The sequence below is a fragment of the Nostoc sp. 106C genome (genome assembly GCF_002154725.1).
Taxonomy (GTDB): domain Bacteria; phylum Cyanobacteriota; class Cyanobacteriia; order Cyanobacteriales; family Nostocaceae; genus Aulosira.
In genome coordinates this window covers 1-16,955 of record NZ_MTAW01000182.1, presented here as the reverse complement: position 1 = coordinate 16,955, position 16,955 = coordinate 1, and the positions used below count along the sequence as shown (strand labels likewise).

General features: G+C 40.2%; 15 protein-coding genes and 1 pseudogene. 10 read left to right on the top strand and 6 right to left on the bottom strand.

Translation table 11 applies throughout. The features are described from left to right. Window positions 1-214: 214 nt before the first annotated feature. The gene (locus BV375_RS27415) at window positions 215-1,033 is read right to left on the bottom strand and encodes an SDR family oxidoreductase (protein WP_086766362.1); all 819 of its coding nucleotides are present in this window, start codon (window positions 1,031-1,033) and stop codon (window positions 215-217) included. A 362-nt stretch (window positions 1,034-1,395) separates the two neighbouring features. On the opposite strand from BV375_RS27415, the gene BV375_RS38395 reads away from it, so the two are divergent. Next, window positions 1,396-1,536, top strand: coding sequence for a high light inducible protein (locus BV375_RS38395; protein ID WP_086766360.1), 141 nt, complete (start codon window positions 1,396-1,398; stop codon window positions 1,534-1,536). A gap of 351 nt (window positions 1,537-1,887) precedes the next feature. After that, a complete protein-coding gene (gene crtW, locus BV375_RS27405; RefSeq protein ID WP_086766358.1) occupies window positions 1,888-2,658 on the top strand; it encodes a beta-carotene ketolase CrtW in 771 nt (256 codons plus the stop codon). Window positions 2,659-2,680: 22 nt separating this feature from the next. Here crtW and BV375_RS27400 read toward each other — a convergent pair whose 3' ends face one another. From BV375_RS27400 to BV375_RS27390, 4 genes are all read right to left on the bottom strand, one after another. After that, window positions 2,681-3,361, bottom strand: coding sequence for a DUF2834 domain-containing protein (locus BV375_RS27400; RefSeq protein ID WP_086766356.1), 681 nt, complete (start codon window positions 3,359-3,361; stop codon window positions 2,681-2,683). A 23-nt stretch (window positions 3,362-3,384) separates the two neighbouring features. Next, entirely contained in the window at window positions 3,385-3,543 is a 159-nt protein-coding gene (locus tag BV375_RS37220) for a hypothetical protein (RefSeq protein WP_166507540.1), read from the bottom strand. A gap of 280 nt (window positions 3,544-3,823) precedes the next feature. Next, window positions 3,824-4,900: a heat-inducible transcriptional repressor HrcA gene (gene hrcA / locus BV375_RS27395; RefSeq protein WP_086766354.1), complete on the bottom strand. Its 1,077-nt coding sequence runs from the start codon at window positions 4,898-4,900 to the stop codon at window positions 3,824-3,826. Between the two features lie 455 nt (window positions 4,901-5,355). Continuing rightward, window positions 5,356-5,703, bottom strand: coding sequence for a rhodanese-like domain-containing protein (locus BV375_RS27390; RefSeq protein WP_086766352.1), 348 nt, complete (start codon window positions 5,701-5,703; stop codon window positions 5,356-5,358). 270 nt (window positions 5,704-5,973) lie between these two features. Between BV375_RS27390 and BV375_RS27385 the strand changes: the two genes are divergently transcribed. From BV375_RS27385 to cysE, 4 genes and pseudogenes are all read left to right on the top strand, one after another. Further along, on the top strand, window positions 5,974-7,662 hold the full coding sequence (locus tag BV375_RS27385; RefSeq protein ID WP_086766350.1) for a DUF3352 domain-containing protein: 1,689 nt from the start codon (window positions 5,974-5,976) through the stop codon (window positions 7,660-7,662). 445 nt (window positions 7,663-8,107) lie between these two features. Then, window positions 8,108-8,302 (top strand): annotated as a pseudogene (locus BV375_RS38390) (VapC toxin family PIN domain ribonuclease); the annotation flags it as partial. A 645-nt stretch (window positions 8,303-8,947) separates the two neighbouring features. Continuing rightward, entirely contained in the window at window positions 8,948-9,439 is a 492-nt protein-coding gene (locus tag BV375_RS27375) for a hypothetical protein (protein ID WP_086766348.1), read from the top strand. Between the two features lie 157 nt (window positions 9,440-9,596). Further along, window positions 9,597-10,361, top strand: a complete 765-nt coding sequence (cysE, locus tag BV375_RS27370; protein WP_086766346.1) for a serine O-acetyltransferase — start codon at window positions 9,597-9,599, stop codon at window positions 10,359-10,361. 229 nt (window positions 10,362-10,590) lie between these two features. Here the strand turns inward: cysE and BV375_RS27365 are convergent, their stop codons facing one another. Continuing rightward, entirely contained in the window at window positions 10,591-11,178 is a 588-nt protein-coding gene (locus tag BV375_RS27365) for an Npun_F5749 family FMN-dependent PPOX-type flavoprotein (protein WP_086766344.1), read from the bottom strand. Window positions 11,179-11,346: 168 nt separating this feature from the next. Here BV375_RS27365 and BV375_RS27360 point away from each other — a divergent pair, with 168 nt between their 5' ends. The 4 genes from BV375_RS27360 to BV375_RS27345 all read left to right on the top strand — a co-directional run bounded on the left by BV375_RS27360 (window position 11,347) and on the right by BV375_RS27345 (window position 16,628). Continuing rightward, window positions 11,347-11,601 carry a hypothetical protein gene (locus tag BV375_RS27360; protein ID WP_086766342.1) on the top strand — a complete coding sequence of 85 codons (255 nt, stop codon included), beginning with the start codon at window positions 11,347-11,349 and terminating at the stop codon, window positions 11,599-11,601. A 230-nt stretch (window positions 11,602-11,831) separates the two neighbouring features. After that, window positions 11,832-15,353, top strand: coding sequence for a ribonucleoside-triphosphate reductase, adenosylcobalamin-dependent (gene nrdJ, locus BV375_RS27355; RefSeq protein ID WP_086766340.1), 3,522 nt, complete (start codon window positions 11,832-11,834; stop codon window positions 15,351-15,353). Window positions 15,354-15,730: 377 nt separating this feature from the next. Continuing rightward, complete coding sequence (locus BV375_RS27350; protein WP_086766339.1) at window positions 15,731-15,949, top strand: hypothetical protein; 219 nt, start codon at window positions 15,731-15,733, stop codon at window positions 15,947-15,949. A gap of 394 nt (window positions 15,950-16,343) precedes the next feature. Further along, a complete protein-coding gene (locus BV375_RS27345) occupies window positions 16,344-16,628 on the top strand; it encodes an RNA-binding protein (RefSeq protein WP_086766337.1) in 285 nt (94 codons plus the stop codon). Window positions 16,629-16,955: the final 327 nt, after the last annotated feature.

Below are 16,955 nucleotides of genomic sequence, written 5' to 3'. Positions count from 1 at the left end.
AAATACAAATATTCCTCCTCATAGAGGCAGTAGTGGAGCGTTAGAACTCAGATTGAATAGCCTGTAGTGGCAACTGATTTGACATTAAAAGGGGATTAGCTTTGGCTTTTAGCATTGTTTATTCTCAATACTGGCGACAAATTAATCTCTACCTCATTTCCTCCAGTTACCGCCTTCTGGAGAATCAGTATTATTTAGCGCGCTACAGTCAATCCTAAAAATCTTGATTCTTCAATGCTTGGCGAGAAACCCACTTGGTCAAACCTGGAAACAATCGGTAAAAAGCTTGTGATAAATTTGCAGAACCGACCATTACTTCTGTCTTTTGATTATCAACCGAATCCCATATAGCATTTGCTACGTCCTCAGGTTTTTCGACTACAGGATTTTTTACAACATTTTGGAGCTGTTCGCGACGGTTGTTTAAGTCTTGCTCATCTTTACCTCGAAAAATTGCTTTTTCTAAAAAACTACTCTTAATCAAATTCGGATAAATTCCACAAACATGAATATTTTTTGGCTTTAATTCTGCTTGTAGTGCTTCCGTTAATCCAGTAACACCAAATTTACTAGTACAGTAGGGAACTAAATAAGCAGTAGGTACTTTTCCACCAATGGAACTGACATTAACTATAGTTCCACTTCCACGTTGTAGAAAATGAGGCAAAAGAGCATCAATTGTATGAATATATCCCCATAAATTAGTATCTATTACCTGATGCCAATCGCTAAGAGAAAACTGTTCGACTGGCCCAGATGCAAAGATACCTGCATTATTCACTAAGACATCGATATAGCCATAACAATCTAATGCTTTTTCTACCAGCGTGCCTACCTGAGATGGATTTGTGACATCGCAAGCCACAGTCAATGGTGCTGAATAACCGAGGCTTTGTATCTCTTGTGCAGCAGCTTCTAAGTTGTCAGGTTGACGAGATGTTAGTACGATTTCGTATCCTTTGCGGGCAAATAAAAGAGCGGTTGCTTTACCAATACCTTGCGAAGCACCTGTAATCAAAACAGTAGGAGCCATGATTTAAATAAACAAGTTTTTCAATTTTTATCTAGTCTGTACAACTTAGTTTGTCCAATAATATTCAAAAAAGCTTCTGACTAGCGCTAGATTTTTAATTTCAACTTGTAAAAGTCTTGCTATTTTTATTTACTTTGAACTGCCAACAAAAGTCTATCTTTGCAATAGCTAGAAGTATAAATTTAAAATACTCTACTTATAATAGAGGATTAAATTAAGGTTTTGTTGTAATGGTATTTCCTGCATTTATATAAAACTTCACTCTTCAGACTTGTTTCCAAGTTGACACTATAGACAGATAGCACTCAATAACTAAGTAAATACTATAAAAAATGTAATTTGATTCTTTAGAAAAATTAACAATGGGGCTTTATCCTAGTGATGCTACTGAAACCGCATACAATGGCAAAGATCGTAATGCTTTTAAGTTTGGACTTACTCCTCAGTCTGAACTATGGAACTGTCGCTTGCCTATGATTGGTTTTCTAGCTTACCTACTTTAGGATCTCAACGGTTACAGCGTACTGAGAAACGTACTAAACCTCACTTCTTCCATATTTCGATAATTAACAGTCTATGGGTTTTTTATGGTATGTACTGACTGATGCAGATACCAGGCTCAGGATTGCGATCGCTTAATATTAGGCGATCGCCATCCTGAAAACAACTTTCGGTATGGCAGCTGTATGTGTAATACTATTTAGATTAGTCTTAACATTTCTAAATATATTGACTTTTTTCTAGTTTTCAGCACAAAGCACCGAGCGCTAATAGAGTTTTTCTACTAGTGATTGGTGATTTTTACCATGACTATATTTTGCTAATTTCACCTGAATACTATGTGGAGTACAAGTATGCTCGAATTAGAACAACCACTTAATCAAACCAAACTTACCCTATTTTTAAATAGTAAATTTTTGTTTAAAGGTCTTTTTATCGCGATTATTATTGTTAGTGTATGGTCTGTTAGCTTAGTTTTCTTACTTTCCCGTGACATTGTACATCTCAATTTTTTTATATTATTGTTTCTCATACTTTGGCAAACATTTCTCTACACGGGATTATTTATTACATCTCATGATGCAATGCATGGGGTCGTATTTCCTCACAACCCTAAAGTAAACCATTTTTTTGGAAGATTGTGTATATCTCTTTATGGTCTTTTACCATATCAAACATTATTAAAAAAACATTGGTTACACCACCATAACCCAGCTAGTGAGCTAGACCCAGATTTTCATAATGGTAAACATAAGAATTTCTTTTCTTGGTATTTTAATTTTATGAAAAATTACTGGAGTTGGGGTCAAATTATAGGTGTAACAATTGTCTATCAAATTTTAAATTTACAGTTTCATATACCCAAAGAAAATCTAAATTACTTTTGGGTAATTCCATCACTTTTAAGTTCATTACAATTGTTTTATTTTGGTACTTTTATACCACATAGTCAGCCAATAGGAGGTTATATTCAGCCTCACAATGCGCAAACTATTACGCGTCCAATTTGGTGGTCATTTCTCACATGTTATCATTTTGGTTACCACGAAGAACATCACGAATTTCCCCATATTCCTTGGTGGGAACTCCCGGAAGTTTATAAAATGGGTAAGAATTTTTCTTAAATTAATTCTGAAATAAATAGTATTAGTTCGATACTGGTTTTTGCTGACTTGATATTTTCTCAACCCTTACTTCTGGTAAAGGTGGGCGCACACACAAATAAATTAGCGGACCGAACAAGGGAATTAAAGCTATTACCCAGAATAACAGAGGATTTATCCAACTACGACGCGCCATATCATCTCCTAATAATGATGGAAATAATAGGCTCAGGAAACAGAAATCTAGGCTCATTACATGGATGAAACGACTGGTATGCCACTGTTGCACAAAATTTTCCCAATCTCCTGCTCGTAAACCATAGGCAACTAAAATAACTGTGGCAACAGTCAAGAAAACACCTGTTACACGAGAATCAAGTAGCTTGAGAAAGGCATTCTTTTGCCCTACAAATTGTTTATTTGGTTCCCGTAGCGCTAAGTAGGGTAGAAGGGCAAAAGCCCCGACTACAAAAGAGACGCTAGCAAATGGCCAAGCTGGTATTTTCTGTACTCTGCCATCAATAAATACTACTGCACTATAAATTAATGGCCAGATGCCCATAATGTTGAAGAGTGCAATTACTAACGGATTAATTCCTTGCCATTGACCAGTGGACAAGTTTTTAATTAACTCAAATGTATCGGGTTGATTAGGAGGAGCTAGGAAAAAAGCATAAGTAATAAATCCAATCCAGAGTGAAAAATATATAATTTTTTGCAACATAGTAATTTGGAAATGTATTTATTTTAACGTCTTAAAGTTTTTAATAACTTTTCTGCTTTACCGATAAAATGGCGATTACGTTTGAAGTGGTAGTAGGATGAGCCTCTAATTTTCGCAATCATAGTTTCTAGATAACTACGTGCTGTTTGAGTATCGCTTTGTTCAGAGAGAATTTTAGCCAAAGTAATATATGCTTCTGGATGGCTTCAATTTTTGATGTGTTGTTCTAAGTGGATTTTTGCTGTATCCAGTTCTTGTACAGTTAAAAGGGTTTCGCCACAAATCAAAGAAGCATCTCCATACTTATAATCTGGGAACATTTTTAATATGGTTTGCAAATGCTCTCTAGCAGAGGCAAATTTCTAATTTTTGAATTCCATAAATGCTAAAACCGAAAGCGCTTACAGATTATCTGCTTCTTGTTCTAGAGCTTGCTTATAAACTATTTCTCAGTACAATTATTTAACTGAAAGCTTCGGAAAGGTAATCAGCCGCCGCAGTTACAACTGCGATCGCACTTTCATAATCTAGGCGTGTTGGTCCTAAAACTCCTACACTCCCTACTGGGACTGAACCTCGACGGTAAGTTGAAGTAATCAAGGTACAGGTACGTATTGGTTCTAGTGGGTTTTCCGCTCCTATCCGAACAGTTACCCGTGATTTACTCCGATCTTCACCTTCTGGCTCTTCAAAGATTAATCGTGATAGTTGGTCTTGTTCTTCTTCCAACAGATGGATAATGGTCTGTACTTGCTGTAGTTGGGAAAATTCTGGCTGACGCAAAACTTCTGCTACACCCCGAACCATAATTTGTGTTGCTGTTGGTGTCATAGTTCGACGAGTCAATTCTGCAACGGAATTTTTCAAGAATTCTCCATAGCGTTGGAATTCCCGATCTAATTGACTCCAGTCAAGGTTGGCTAATTCCAGCAAACTGCGTCCCCGCAGGTGGGTATTTAAAAAGTTAGAAACAATTTGCAATTCGCGATCAATCACCTCTGGATCGATTTCTGTTTCTTCTCGTATCGGTGACAAATCCATTAATCTAGAATGAGTTTCGTAACCATCTGTCACTACAATCAGCATGATTCGCCCCCTTTCCATTTGCACCAATTGCAAATGTCGTAACAATGCTGTATTGTGTTGCGGCATCGTAATCAAACTGATGCACCCACTCAAGGTTGCTAAAATTTGCGCTGCTCCTTGTAATAGAGCTTCTAGACTCCAATCCTCCCAGTGGAGGCGCTTTTGCAGTGCTAACTCTACCTCTTTGGCTAAACTTTCTGAAGGCGTAATTAGCTGATCGACATAAATGCGATAGCCAGAATCAGAAGGTACTCGTCCAGCAGATGTGTGTGGTTGGTACAGCAAACCAGATTTTTCTAGGACACCCATCACATTGCGAATTGTGGCTGAGCTAACACCTAGGTCATACTCTTCAATTAGAGCTTTTGACCCAACAGGCTCTGCCGTAGCAATATAGTGACGCACCGTTGCCCAAAGTATATGCTGTTGTCGATTTGTCAACTGGACTTGCATAGGGTATTCTTTACTGAAGGCAAATTTTAATGAAAGTTTGTAAAAGTTTGTGGTTTTTACAGGAAACGAAAAAAAATATTAATAGTTAACTAATATATCTAATTGTCGATTAAGATAGCTGACTATTTAATTATAAAACAGTTAATTAGTGTAAAGTTCCAGATCTGTATATTCTGAGGGTGCTCTATCTTAGAGCTTGACTATTACCATCAAAGCTGATACTCTCAATTGGACTTTTTGGCTTATTAACCGTATTTTTCCATAAGCTTTTATTAAAAAATGTATTTCCTTGTACGGATTTATTTACTCTTCAGATATATGAGCTTATGGAGTCTTCTATACATAACTCATCATTAGAAAATTCGCCAGTATTTCTACAAGGCGAGCAACTGATGTATTTGCTAAATGCTAGAATCAGTACTAAATGAGTAATATATAGTTCGCGTTTTTCATAATTAATACTGAGGAATTGAATGGTCAACTAAGTTGGAGTAAGCATCAATTCCACCTGATATGTTTTTAACATTTGTAAAACCTTGTGCAACTAACCACTGACACATCTGAGCAGAACGCATCCCGTGGTGGCAAAGTACAAGGGTTTCAGCATGAGGATTTAAGATCGTGGGTATTTGATCGCCCCATTCAGCAAATTCACTCAGAGGGAAGTTGACAAAGCCCTCAATGCTGGCGATCGCTAGTTCTTGGGGTTCGCGCACATCTACGAGCTGAATACTAGAATCCTGAGCAGATAGACGTTGTGCTAGTTCTTCAACACTAATTTGGCTAATTGAGGTTCCTGTCATGAGGTTTTTGTAAACAATCCTATATCATTTATGTTGACAGAATATCTTGAGCCTAGCATGAGCATCCATTCCTAAATTAATTAAGTAGAAGGCAGAAGGTAAAAAGCTGTTTCTGTCTGCCGTCCATAAATTGGCATTTTATGTTTAATTATGTCCACCTACTTAAGTAGTTATTTATATGCATTATGAGATATTTGGAGGGCAATTCAAATTGCTTACCTCTTCCTCTATATGCTTGGAAATTAGAGGCTTTCGAGGCGAGGAGGTTTGGTGAATAGGCAAAGCTCATTTTTTGGTTTTATAGTAGCTGGTGCGATCGCACTGCTAGTAATTGTGATTACTGGATTTTACTGGTTGTTCGCCAAAAGTCCAGCTAATATCACTGCTTCTGCTTCCCAGCCTAGTGCTACCATCTTTGTGTCGAAATTTGCCCCAGTTACAGTTTCTTTGCTAGTAAATCCAGACCGATTGCAGGCTTTAGAGCGTGAAGGGGAATTATCTAAGCTCAAAACCAGTTTATTAGCGAAGAGTAACATCAACTACCAAGAAGATATTCAACCTTGGTTAGGAAACGAAATTACATTAGCTCTAACTAGCTTAGACATTGATCGCGACCCAGAGAATGGACAGCAGCCTGGGTATTTGATGGCATTAACAACCACACAACCACAAAAAAGCCGCGAGTTTGTAGAACTTTTATTCTCCAAGCGGGTACTAGCTGGGGCAAACTTAGGCACAGAAGAGTATGAAGGGGTAAAGCTACTTTATGATAATCCGCCCCCAAAGGAAGACTTCCTAGCTGGTGCAGCTGTTGGCGTTAGCGAAGGTCCTCGGAAAGAGGCTCGCTATGTCTTGTTTGCTAACGATCTCAAAGTCCTAAAAGATGCTATTAATAACGTCCAAGCTCCAGATCTCAATTTAAACAGCTCTGTGCAATATCAGAAAGCTACCCAACAATTACCTAAAGGTGCGTTGGCTTTAGCCTTCTTGAATCTCCCCACTTTAGCAAAATGGCAAGGATTAGAACTACGAGAACCAACCTATGACAGCGAAATTATTTCTCTAGTTTTGAATTCTAAAGGATTAGTTGCAGAAACGAGCTTTCTGAGTTCATTAGAAACTACTTCTTCATCCCCAACTCCTTTGGTGTCGCAACCTGTAGGAGCATTGCAATATATTCCACAATCAGCAGGTTTGGCAATCTCTGGCGCTAACTTGAGCAATTTGGGTGACACCGATCTAGCTAAACTCTGGAAACAAGCAACAGCGACTATATCTGGTTCTAGCAAAGATGTAAATTCACAAATAGCGAAGCCATTTAGTGAACTGCAAAACCGCTGGGGTATAAACTTGCCAGAAGACATCTTCAGTTGGGTAAAAGGAGAATACGCTATAGCATTATTACCTCAAAACGAGCAGAAAACAGACAGTTGGGTTTTTGTTGTAGAAAAAACCCCAGAGGTAGCAGAAGGGATTTCGCGTTTAGATGCGATCGCTTCTACTAAAGGATTGAATATTAATTCCCTCAGCCTCAACAATCAAAAAATCTCTGCTTGGACAGATTTAATCGCTACGAGCAAAAAACTTGAGGATAAAGACAGTCTCGCTTACACCGTTGAGACAAAAGTTCAAGGAGCGCATACAACTCTCGGAAATTACGAAATTTTCACTTCTGATTTAGAAACGATTGCTGAAATTATCTCAGTTGAAGAAAATTCCTTAATTAAAAATCGCAATTTCCAAGATAGTATCGCTGCTATTCCCCAACCTAACCAAGGTTATGTATATCTCGACTGGAGAAAAAGTCAAAATCTTGTAGAGCGCCAGTTACCCATTCTCAAACTAGTAGAATTAGTAGGAAAACCATTTTTCGAGAATTTGCGATCGCTCACAGTCAGTAGTTACGGTAGTGAGACAGGATTACTCAAAGGTCGGGTATTCTTCAAACTCCAACCTTAGAACTGGGGCTAGGGGCAGGGGTGCGGTAGAAGGTTTTTATACCCTCTGCCCAATCTCGTCTCATATTTTTGCAGAAATTGGCTAAATAGACCTGCCTTGAAAATAGGGCAGGAGGCAGAAGAAAAGGAAGGGTTAAGATTTTCATTGTTCCTTGTGAACGCAGCTCATGGGGTCTCTTGCAAAAATATATTTTTGCAAGAGGGGGGAAAGGGAAAAGGTTAAAGGGAAAGGGTTTTGAGTTCCTTTCCCCTTTTCCCCTTTCCCTTTTACCGACTTCTGCAAGAAGTCTAATGTAAGAGGCTGAGGCTTTGGATTTAGAGATTAAAAGAGAATTAGTAAGTAGACTCAAGATTTTGAGGATATTTAGTCATCTTTAGATGACTTTTGCTATTAGTAAGGAACTTCAGTTCCTTGCGGTAACAGGGTTTCGCGTTAAGTTGACACTAATGCACAATGGCACGCTCAAGAAAGGGTGAGATTATCCAACATAGGCAAAACCCCTGGTTTTGTAGATAGTCAAATTGCGAGTATTTCTTACTGTAATAATTTAATTTTGGTAACGAATAATGTTTCTGATTTTGAGTTTTTTAATAATTTAAGCATTGAAAATTGGTTTGTTAATAGCGCTGATATTGCATAGTTGAGCTAATTCACTATATTTCTTAACGCCAGAAATAAGTGCAAACTTAACCCATAGCCAAGTTCTAAACTGCTTTATGAGAGTAACAAGAATCGCCATTGATGGTTACGAGCGTAACAGTAAATCATAAAGCGATCGCTAATCACTGCTTCTACTTTCCAGGAACATTTCCCGTTAAGCTAATAATCATTAAAATTGCATCTCCGCGTCTTTCTGAGGCTAAGGATTCTGCAACTTAAAGGCGGGTTAGCTTACTGTGCCCAAGACCTCATCATAATTTTTGCAGAAATTAGCTAAATGTTAAGAGGCTGAGGCTGGGGATTGAGAGATTAAAATAGAGTTAGCAAAGGTAGGATTTATTTGATTAGGAGATTCTCTGATGACTGCAAAGAGGTGGAGAAGCTCTGACGCAGACAATGACAAATGATTCTTACCTTTTTCAAGCTAGCTAATCACGGGAAAATCTCACAACCAAGCATGAACATCTCTGTTCCCTAGTCCCTAGCCATTAGTCCCCACATCTTCCATTTTTTTAACCCTTAATTGTGGCACATTTCAATGTGGCACAAATTCTGAAATCTTACGGTTTTTTGATTACAATATGTATATATAGTTACTTATAAAATTAATTGTTGGAGGGCTACTATGAAATATTGTCGCCTCCGGCTTAAGTCTCAATGGGGCTGGCTTTTAGCTACAGTTACCGCCGTTATGGCTCAACCTGTAATAGCAGAGACAGCAAACTTTGGCACACTCAAGCTGTCTGCGGGGTTCACTCCGACACAAGGAGTAGTTGAAGGTTACACAGGCGGTTCCTACTCACTATCAGCTATTAGCAACCGCGATCGCGACAAAAAAGCCTGCATTGGCTTTGCCGATCCTAAACCAGATCACATACTGATTTTGGATAAAGACTTTGATCGCCTCAAAGTATTAGTCAACAGTGGCGGGTACGATACCACTTTGCTCATCCAAGGCCCAGACGATGCAACAATTCGCTGTGGCGATGATACTGGTAAGAGTAAAGACGCGAGCATTGATGATCGCAACTTCAAAAGTGGAACTTACAAGGTTTGGGTAGGTACATTTAATTCTGGAGTTAAGCAAAATTACACGTTGACAGTACAGCAGCCGTGACAAAGAGCAGGAGAGACAAGGGAGATGAGGGGAAAATAACTAATGACAAAGGACTATTGACCCTTAACCCTTGACTCTTCCCCAACTTTGTTACGAAGAACACATGGAACGATAATATGGGAAAGTAGCTCGTTTTGCTTTCCGAGGGTACTATCTCGTGCTATCTACACTGCGTACCGACTTTCGTATCATCTTTGAACGTGACCCAGCTGCCCGCAACTGGTTGGAAGTGTTATTCTGCTACCCCGGTTTGCAAGCCTTGCTATTCCATCGGCTGGCTCACTGGCTGTATATTATTGGCATTCCCTTTATTCCCCGTCTGATATCTCATATTGCTCGGTTTTTAACGGGAATTGAAATTCACCCAGGCGCAGCTATTGGGCATGGCGTATTTATCGATCACGGTATGGGTGTAGTCATTGGTGAAACAGCGATCGTGGGAGACTATGCCCTAATTTATCAAGGTGTCACCCTTGGTGGTACTGGTAAAGAAAGTGGTAAACGCCATCCAACTTTAGGTGAAAATGTTGTAGTTGGTGCTGGCGCAAAAGTATTAGGCAATCTTCAAATCGGAAACAATGTCCGCATTGGTGCTGGATCAGTTGTCCTTAGAGATGTCCCATCTAATTGCACGGTTGTGGGTGTACCTGGTCGGATCATCTATCGCTCTGGAGTTAGAGTTGCTCCTCTAGAACACAACAACTTACCAGATTCAGAAGCCGAAGTGATTCGTGCCTTAGTAGACCGGATTGAAGCACTCGAAGAACAAATACAACGTCTTCAACCCGCCCATTCATCTAATAAAACTCCTGTTTTGGCTGGTAATTTGTCCTCCAGCAAGGATGAATTAACCCAAGAAGTTCCCTCGTGTAACCTTAGAGATAAGGCGATCCAGCAGTTTCTTGATGGTGCAGGTATTTAAATTGCATTTTTTATCGGGTTCCTCATCCCCCTACTAGCCAGCTAGCTTGGTATTTTTCTATTGGGGGAAAGGTGGGTATTCATGGAGTCCCCATTGGCGCAGATAGAATCATTGGCGATCACCAAAATTGGACTTGAAGTTGTCTTTCCCTGAAAAATCAAGATGTAGATGAGCTATATCAATGAGTGCAAGTCGGTACTGTTTTTGAGATTGTTCCTTAACCAACTTTTTAAGGATTAATTTCTTCAGTAGACCACTCCTGCTGGTCGTTGCGGTAGTATATCCAGCGATTTTGTGGTTCGCCGCGTAACTCTAAATGATCTACCTGTAAAGGGTCGAGTAGCAATAAGCAAAAATTTAGTAGTGGCTGGCTGGGATTTGGTAGGGGTGGTTTAAAAGCAGCTTGTTCATCCTTATTTCTGAGTTGACCAGGATGAGGCCAAGCAAATTGTAACCTTGCTGCATCACTCAACTCTTGCCAGGTAGTAGCGCGTGCTGGTGCTAAATCGGGTTGAGAATCATCGCTTCCTACCAAAGTCAAGCCGCCAGTAATGCGGAATTGCTCTCGTGTATTGGGGAAGTACCAGCAGACTTCCGCCCAAGGTTGTTGCTGTATCTGTTCAGCTTTTTCACTACGGGAATCAGTAATAAATTTTAGCTGGTTGGTAGCTTCTAAAAAGCCACGAAAAACTACAGTCCGATTAGCAGGTAGACCATTTACCCGTACTGTTGCTAGTTGCAAGTAACGGGCATAAGCCAGACTGCGATTTTGATGGAGAGCACGGGCGATCGCAGTTCGCCAAGGAGCAAGAGCCATTATACAGTAGCAAAAAAAGGACACTATTATACATTATGAATTGATGTTGCACTTTGTACTGTGGTAAAGCAAGCGCAAGTTGTCTCTTGTGACAATCATGCAAACCATGCATCCTAAATTTACTTGGGGTATAGTCTTAACCTGTCAGCACGCAACAAGACTGGATTTATGGTTCGAGAGCTTGAAAGAAAACGGCAAAAAGACTTAATAGATGCCTTGATCCGCTTGGAAAAAACTGGACAAAACCGGATACAAAAGCTTCAAAGAATTATCCAAAGCAAGGATGAAAAGCTTGCAATGAAAGATGAACAAATTCAGTGTCTTTGGGAGGTTATCCAAAGCAAGGATGAGCGAATTGCTGAACTGGAGTGCTTGGTAAATCCGTATTCGCCTGATGGGGATGCGATTTGTAATTCCGACTGATAGCTAAAATTAGTTGCGGCTCTGACCCTGGCTATACGGGTCAGGGTTGCTGCTTCCTGAGCAAGAGCCATTATACAGTAGCAGAAAAAGGACACTATTATACATTATGAGTTGATGTTGCACTTTGTACTCCTGTGAAGTAAGCGCAAGTTGTGCTTTTTGACAATCTTTCATCCTAAATCTACTTGGTCTATAGTCTTAATCTGTCAGCACGCAACAAGACTGGATTTATGGTTCGAGAGCTTGAAAGAAAACGCCAGAGTGCAAAGTTTCCGGAAACTGCCCCCGCAGCTAATCCTGTATTTTTCAGAACTTATAGCCGTCGCAGTCCCGCAGGATTAAGGGAAACTTGGGATGAAGTATGCGATCGCACTCTTGTTGGCTTAGTCGAACTGGGGAAACTCAGCCGTGAAGAAGCTGCAATCTTAGACAAGATGCAGCGTAATATGAAAGCCTTACCCAGTGGGCGCTGGTTATGGGTTGGTGGCACAGATTGGATAGCCAAGCCGAAGAACTTTTCGGGGGCTTATAATTGCACTTCTACCAATCTCCAAGACTGGAAAGCCTTTGGGTTGATGATGGATTTAGCAATGATGGGCTGTGGTACTGGAGCCATCATCGAACCGAGATATATTAATCAACTACCCCCAATCCGCAATCGCCTGAATATAACTGTACAGGGTGAAATCGGTGCTACTTCCAAAGAACAGCGTCGGGAGTATACAGAAATCTCTATACAGGGTAATCAAGTCACTATCAGCGTTGGCGATAGCCGTGAAGGTTGGGTGAAATCTTATCAAACCCTGTTAGAACTCTCTACAGATCAGAGATTTAGCGATCAAGTTCAAGTATTTGTTGATATTAGTGATGTTCGTCAAGCCGGAGAAACTCTAAAAGGATTTGGAGGAGTTGCAAATCCGGTTAAATTGCCTACACTTTATGAGAATTGTGCATCTATTCTGAATAAAGCTTTAGGTAGGCAATTAAATTCTGTTGAATGCTGCCTATTAATCGATCAAGCTGCTGTAACAATTGTCGCGGGAAATATAAGACGCTGTCTACCTGAAGACGCTCTAGTTCATACTTCTAAAGGTCTTGTTCCCATTCGCAATGTGCAAGTGGGTGACTTAGTACAGACTCCTCTGGGATTTCGGCGAGTTGTCGATAAATTCGACCAAGGATTTCAGGATGTCTACGAAATTGAAACTAATGCTACCTATCCCAGAGCAACTTTAAATCATAAAGAAGCAGTTTTAGCAGATGCTCAAGGAGGAATTGCTTGGAAGTCAGTTGCTAATTTAGCGTCAGGCGATCGCCTGTTGCACAATACACAAGTGCTACCTGGTACAGTTACCCATCTCCCTGGTGATTTTACAGAATCTAGACCTGCTCAAAGCCAAACCGTTAAGTCGTTGATTATTCCTGATTTAACGCCCGAAGTTGCTTGGTTAATTGGGTTTACTCACGGTGACGGCTATGTTGCTCTCGGTCGCAATAAATATGGTAAGCCCTATGGCCGTGTTGAATGGGCAATGAACAGCTTGGATACCGAACTAACTGCAAAAATCCAAGCTAAGATTGACGCTGCTTTAGCATTATTTGGATTGACAGCTACTCATGGCGTTATCAAAGGTGAAAATACAGCTAAGTCAATATGTTCGTCTATGCACTTGGCTGAGTATTTCCATCGCTATATTAAACAGCCTAATGTTCCCCTAGTAGTTCCTAGTTTTGTTTTGCAGGGTTCAGTAGATATTAGGGCTGCATACCTAGCTGGATTAATGGATAGTGACGGTGCAGTTAATAACCGACCCCCTCATTTAGTTACTTCAGTCTACAGATCGTTTATTAGACAAGTCGGCTCAGTTTTATCTAGTTTAGGTATCGCTGGCAGAATTGCTATTACCTATCCCCAAGAGCAAGCATGGCAAGTTAAATATAGCTTGAAACTTCCAGCGCTCAAAGAGCGTTATAACGCCCTCATTGCTCCTCATTCCTTAAAGGGACAACTGCGTCAAGGATTAAAGATGTATGGTTTTACCGTACCTGGCGCAATCATGCGGGAAGCTTACACCTATAGCGAAATGCGCGAAATGGGATTTCAAGGTTCTCGTACCGTTGATGCTAACTATGAGCGTTACATAGCTGAGGCTGATATCTCACTGGATATTCCCGTTACAGTTAAAGGTTTGGGTAGCTACGATTATGTCCAAACTTATGACATTGAAGTCGAAGAAGCCCATTGTTTTTACTGTGATGGCTATTTGACACATAACAGTGCTGGTATGCGCCAGTTTAAATCCGACGATGAACTAGGTGCTACTGCCAAAGATAATTTATGGCAGCAAGATGCAGAGGGTAACTGGCGAATTGATCCAGAGCGTGATGCTCTGCGGATGGCAAATCATACCAGAGTTTTTCATCGCAAGCCGACATTAGAAGAATCTATTGATGCTGTTCGCAAGCAGTATTACAGCGGTGAGGGAGCAATTCAATGGGCTGGTGAAGCAGTAGCTAGAGCTAATATTGATTTGCTACCAACATCGGCATTGAAAGTTGATTTCCTCAAAGCTTACGAACAAGGAACAGCAAAAGATTGGTTACAAGAAAACTATCGAAATCTTGATGCTGATGAGTTAGAACATCGTTTAGCTCGGTTTGGTTTAAATCCTTGTGGTGAAATTATCGGCAGCAACTTCCACTGTAATTTGTCAGAAGTTCACCTTAATCAACTTGACCCCGATAACTATAAAGAACAAGAGGAAGCTTTCACGGCTGGGGCACTTTCTGTAGCGGCTCTTTTAAATCATCAATTCCTCGAACCTCGCTATCAAAAAAGCCGAGAATTAGATCCAATTGTTGGGGTTTCTTTTACTGGCTTATTTGATTTCTTTGTCCACGCTTTTGGTGTTGATTGGTTGCGTTGGTGGGAAGCAGGAAGACCCGCCACTGCGCAAGGATTAGCATTTAAGCGTCAAGAAGAGAAATACCTGAGTTTCTGGAAAGATATTGTACATCGGGTAGTTTGGGAATACTGCGATCGCCACAATCTCAAACGTCCAAATCGCTGTACAACTGTGCAACCTAGTGGTACTAAAGCACTATTAACAGGTGCTAGTTCCGGCTGGCATCCCCCCAAAGCCCAAAGGTTTATTCGCCGCATCACTTTCCGTAAAAATGACCCAGTAGCCTTAGCTTGTATTGACTATGGCTATAACGTTATTCCCTCTCAATCTGACAAAGATGAACAGGGTAATTTACTTAACGATCCCTTTGATCCTCGTGTTAGTGAATGGCTAGTAGAAATTCCTGTTGCCGTACCTTGGGCAGATTTATCAGGAGCCGATCAAATTGATGTTTCTAAATTCTCTGCCTTAGCTCAATTGGATTTTGTTCTCCAAGTTCAGCGACATTATGTTACTCATAATACCTCTGCAACTTTGGAGCTACGTTCTGATGAAGTTGAGCCTTTAGGTCAGCGCATTTATGAAGCTATCCACAATGATGAAGGGTATATTTCGGCAGCACTTTTAGCTCGTTTTGACGATTTGCAATCATTTCCACGTTTGCCATTTGAACCAATAGATAAACTCACTTACGAACGTTTAACTCAAGAGGTAAAAGCACGACGTAAAACAGATGATTTCTGTGCAGTACTAAGTCGCTATGATTTAGGTGAATTGGCTGAGGCTGGACCATCTGGCTGTGATTCTGATAAATGTATGTTTCCTGTGCAGGAACCAACCTCATAACGCACAATGACAAGTAACTGAGGATGAAGCGAAAACTTAGATATCCGACTTCTTAAAGAAGTCGGATATCTGGGTCTCTTTGATGGGAGATAAACCCACAACTGTGTATGCGTATATCGCAAATACCATTAAGCCACCATTCAAAAGTCCCATTATTGATTTTGTTCTTCAACTATCAAATCTCTGCCAGCATTATAAGCGAATGACTCAGCTATTTTTTAGCGATACTGAGTTCCATAATGGCAGCGCTTGATTGCCCATTTCTGAACGCTTCGGCAAGTAATTGTATACTTTACTACCAATAACCTGATATTGCTTTCCAAGTTACGATCAATAAAGAAGTAATAATTTTCTAAGGCAACGCTAGGAGAGTTTTAATGTTCATTGATGAATTGTCACCAATCTTTAAGGAATTTACCCAACATCCAGTCTCATTTTTGGGTGGATTTTTTTCGGGTGTGTTTCGGCTCAACCTTGCAGACGATCCGGTAAAAAGCTGGCTGGATAAACAAACAGGCTCAACTAGTTATACATCGACTGCAACTGAAGCCAATAATGGTAAAGCTGCTGGCCCTCAACAAATTGCGATTGAGTAATAGTCAGATAGTTTAGGTTTTAATAACTTGAAGGTCTGCCCACGAGCGGCAGACCTTTATTTTTCTAGTATATATACTTCTATACTTAAAAATAATCTGTAAACTATAAAACAAAACTCTTGAAAATATTAAAACTTATAAGAGTTGCTGATTTTATGCTATGAGGGTTTGTAAAATCTCATACTTTGAAAAATATCGCGATCAGTTATTATATGAGCGTATGAGTAAGTTCAGCCACATGGCACATATAGTTGTAGACAATACCACAGTTAAGGTTGCCGCTTTACAACATTCGCCATTGCTGAATCAGAGGAAAGTCTGCAAAATTTGCAAGTTACTTAGATCTGTTCTTTAGCTGAACTTATCGCTCCTTGTTGAAACTTACGTGACCCACATGACTATTTACGTTGGAAATCTCTCCTACCGCGCTACCGAAGCGGACTTAAGAGCAGTATTTACAGATTATGGCGAAGTCAAAAGGGTAGTTCTACCTACCGACCGCGAAACAGGTAAACTGCGGGGCTTTGCTTTTGTGGATATGACTGAAGATGCCCAAGAAGACGCTGCGATCGCAGAATTAGATGGTGCAGAATGGATGGGGCGTCAACTCAGAGTCAATAAAGCTAAACCAAGAGAAGATAACCGACGAGGTAGCTGGGCGAAAAAACAAGAAGTATAAAAACTGCGAAATGCAATAATAACAAATTGTTTTCTAGTTATGCAAGACCTTAGTCGGTGAAATTTACTAGAAACAATGCACAATCAAATAACTCACTAGAATTTAGATCCGGCTAGCTATGATGAGTAGGCGAATCTCACAGCTAGTCGGTTTTTCACATGCCAACTAAACTTATGGCTTGTAAGATTTACCTAGAAAACATTTAGCCGTTTTTTTATAAAAGCGAACAGGTGAGCCAGCAGGGTAAGGCGGCTCTCCATAAGCAACTGGCGTTATACCAATTCACTAAAACTGTGATACAGATAAAGAAGGAATAAATATCAACGA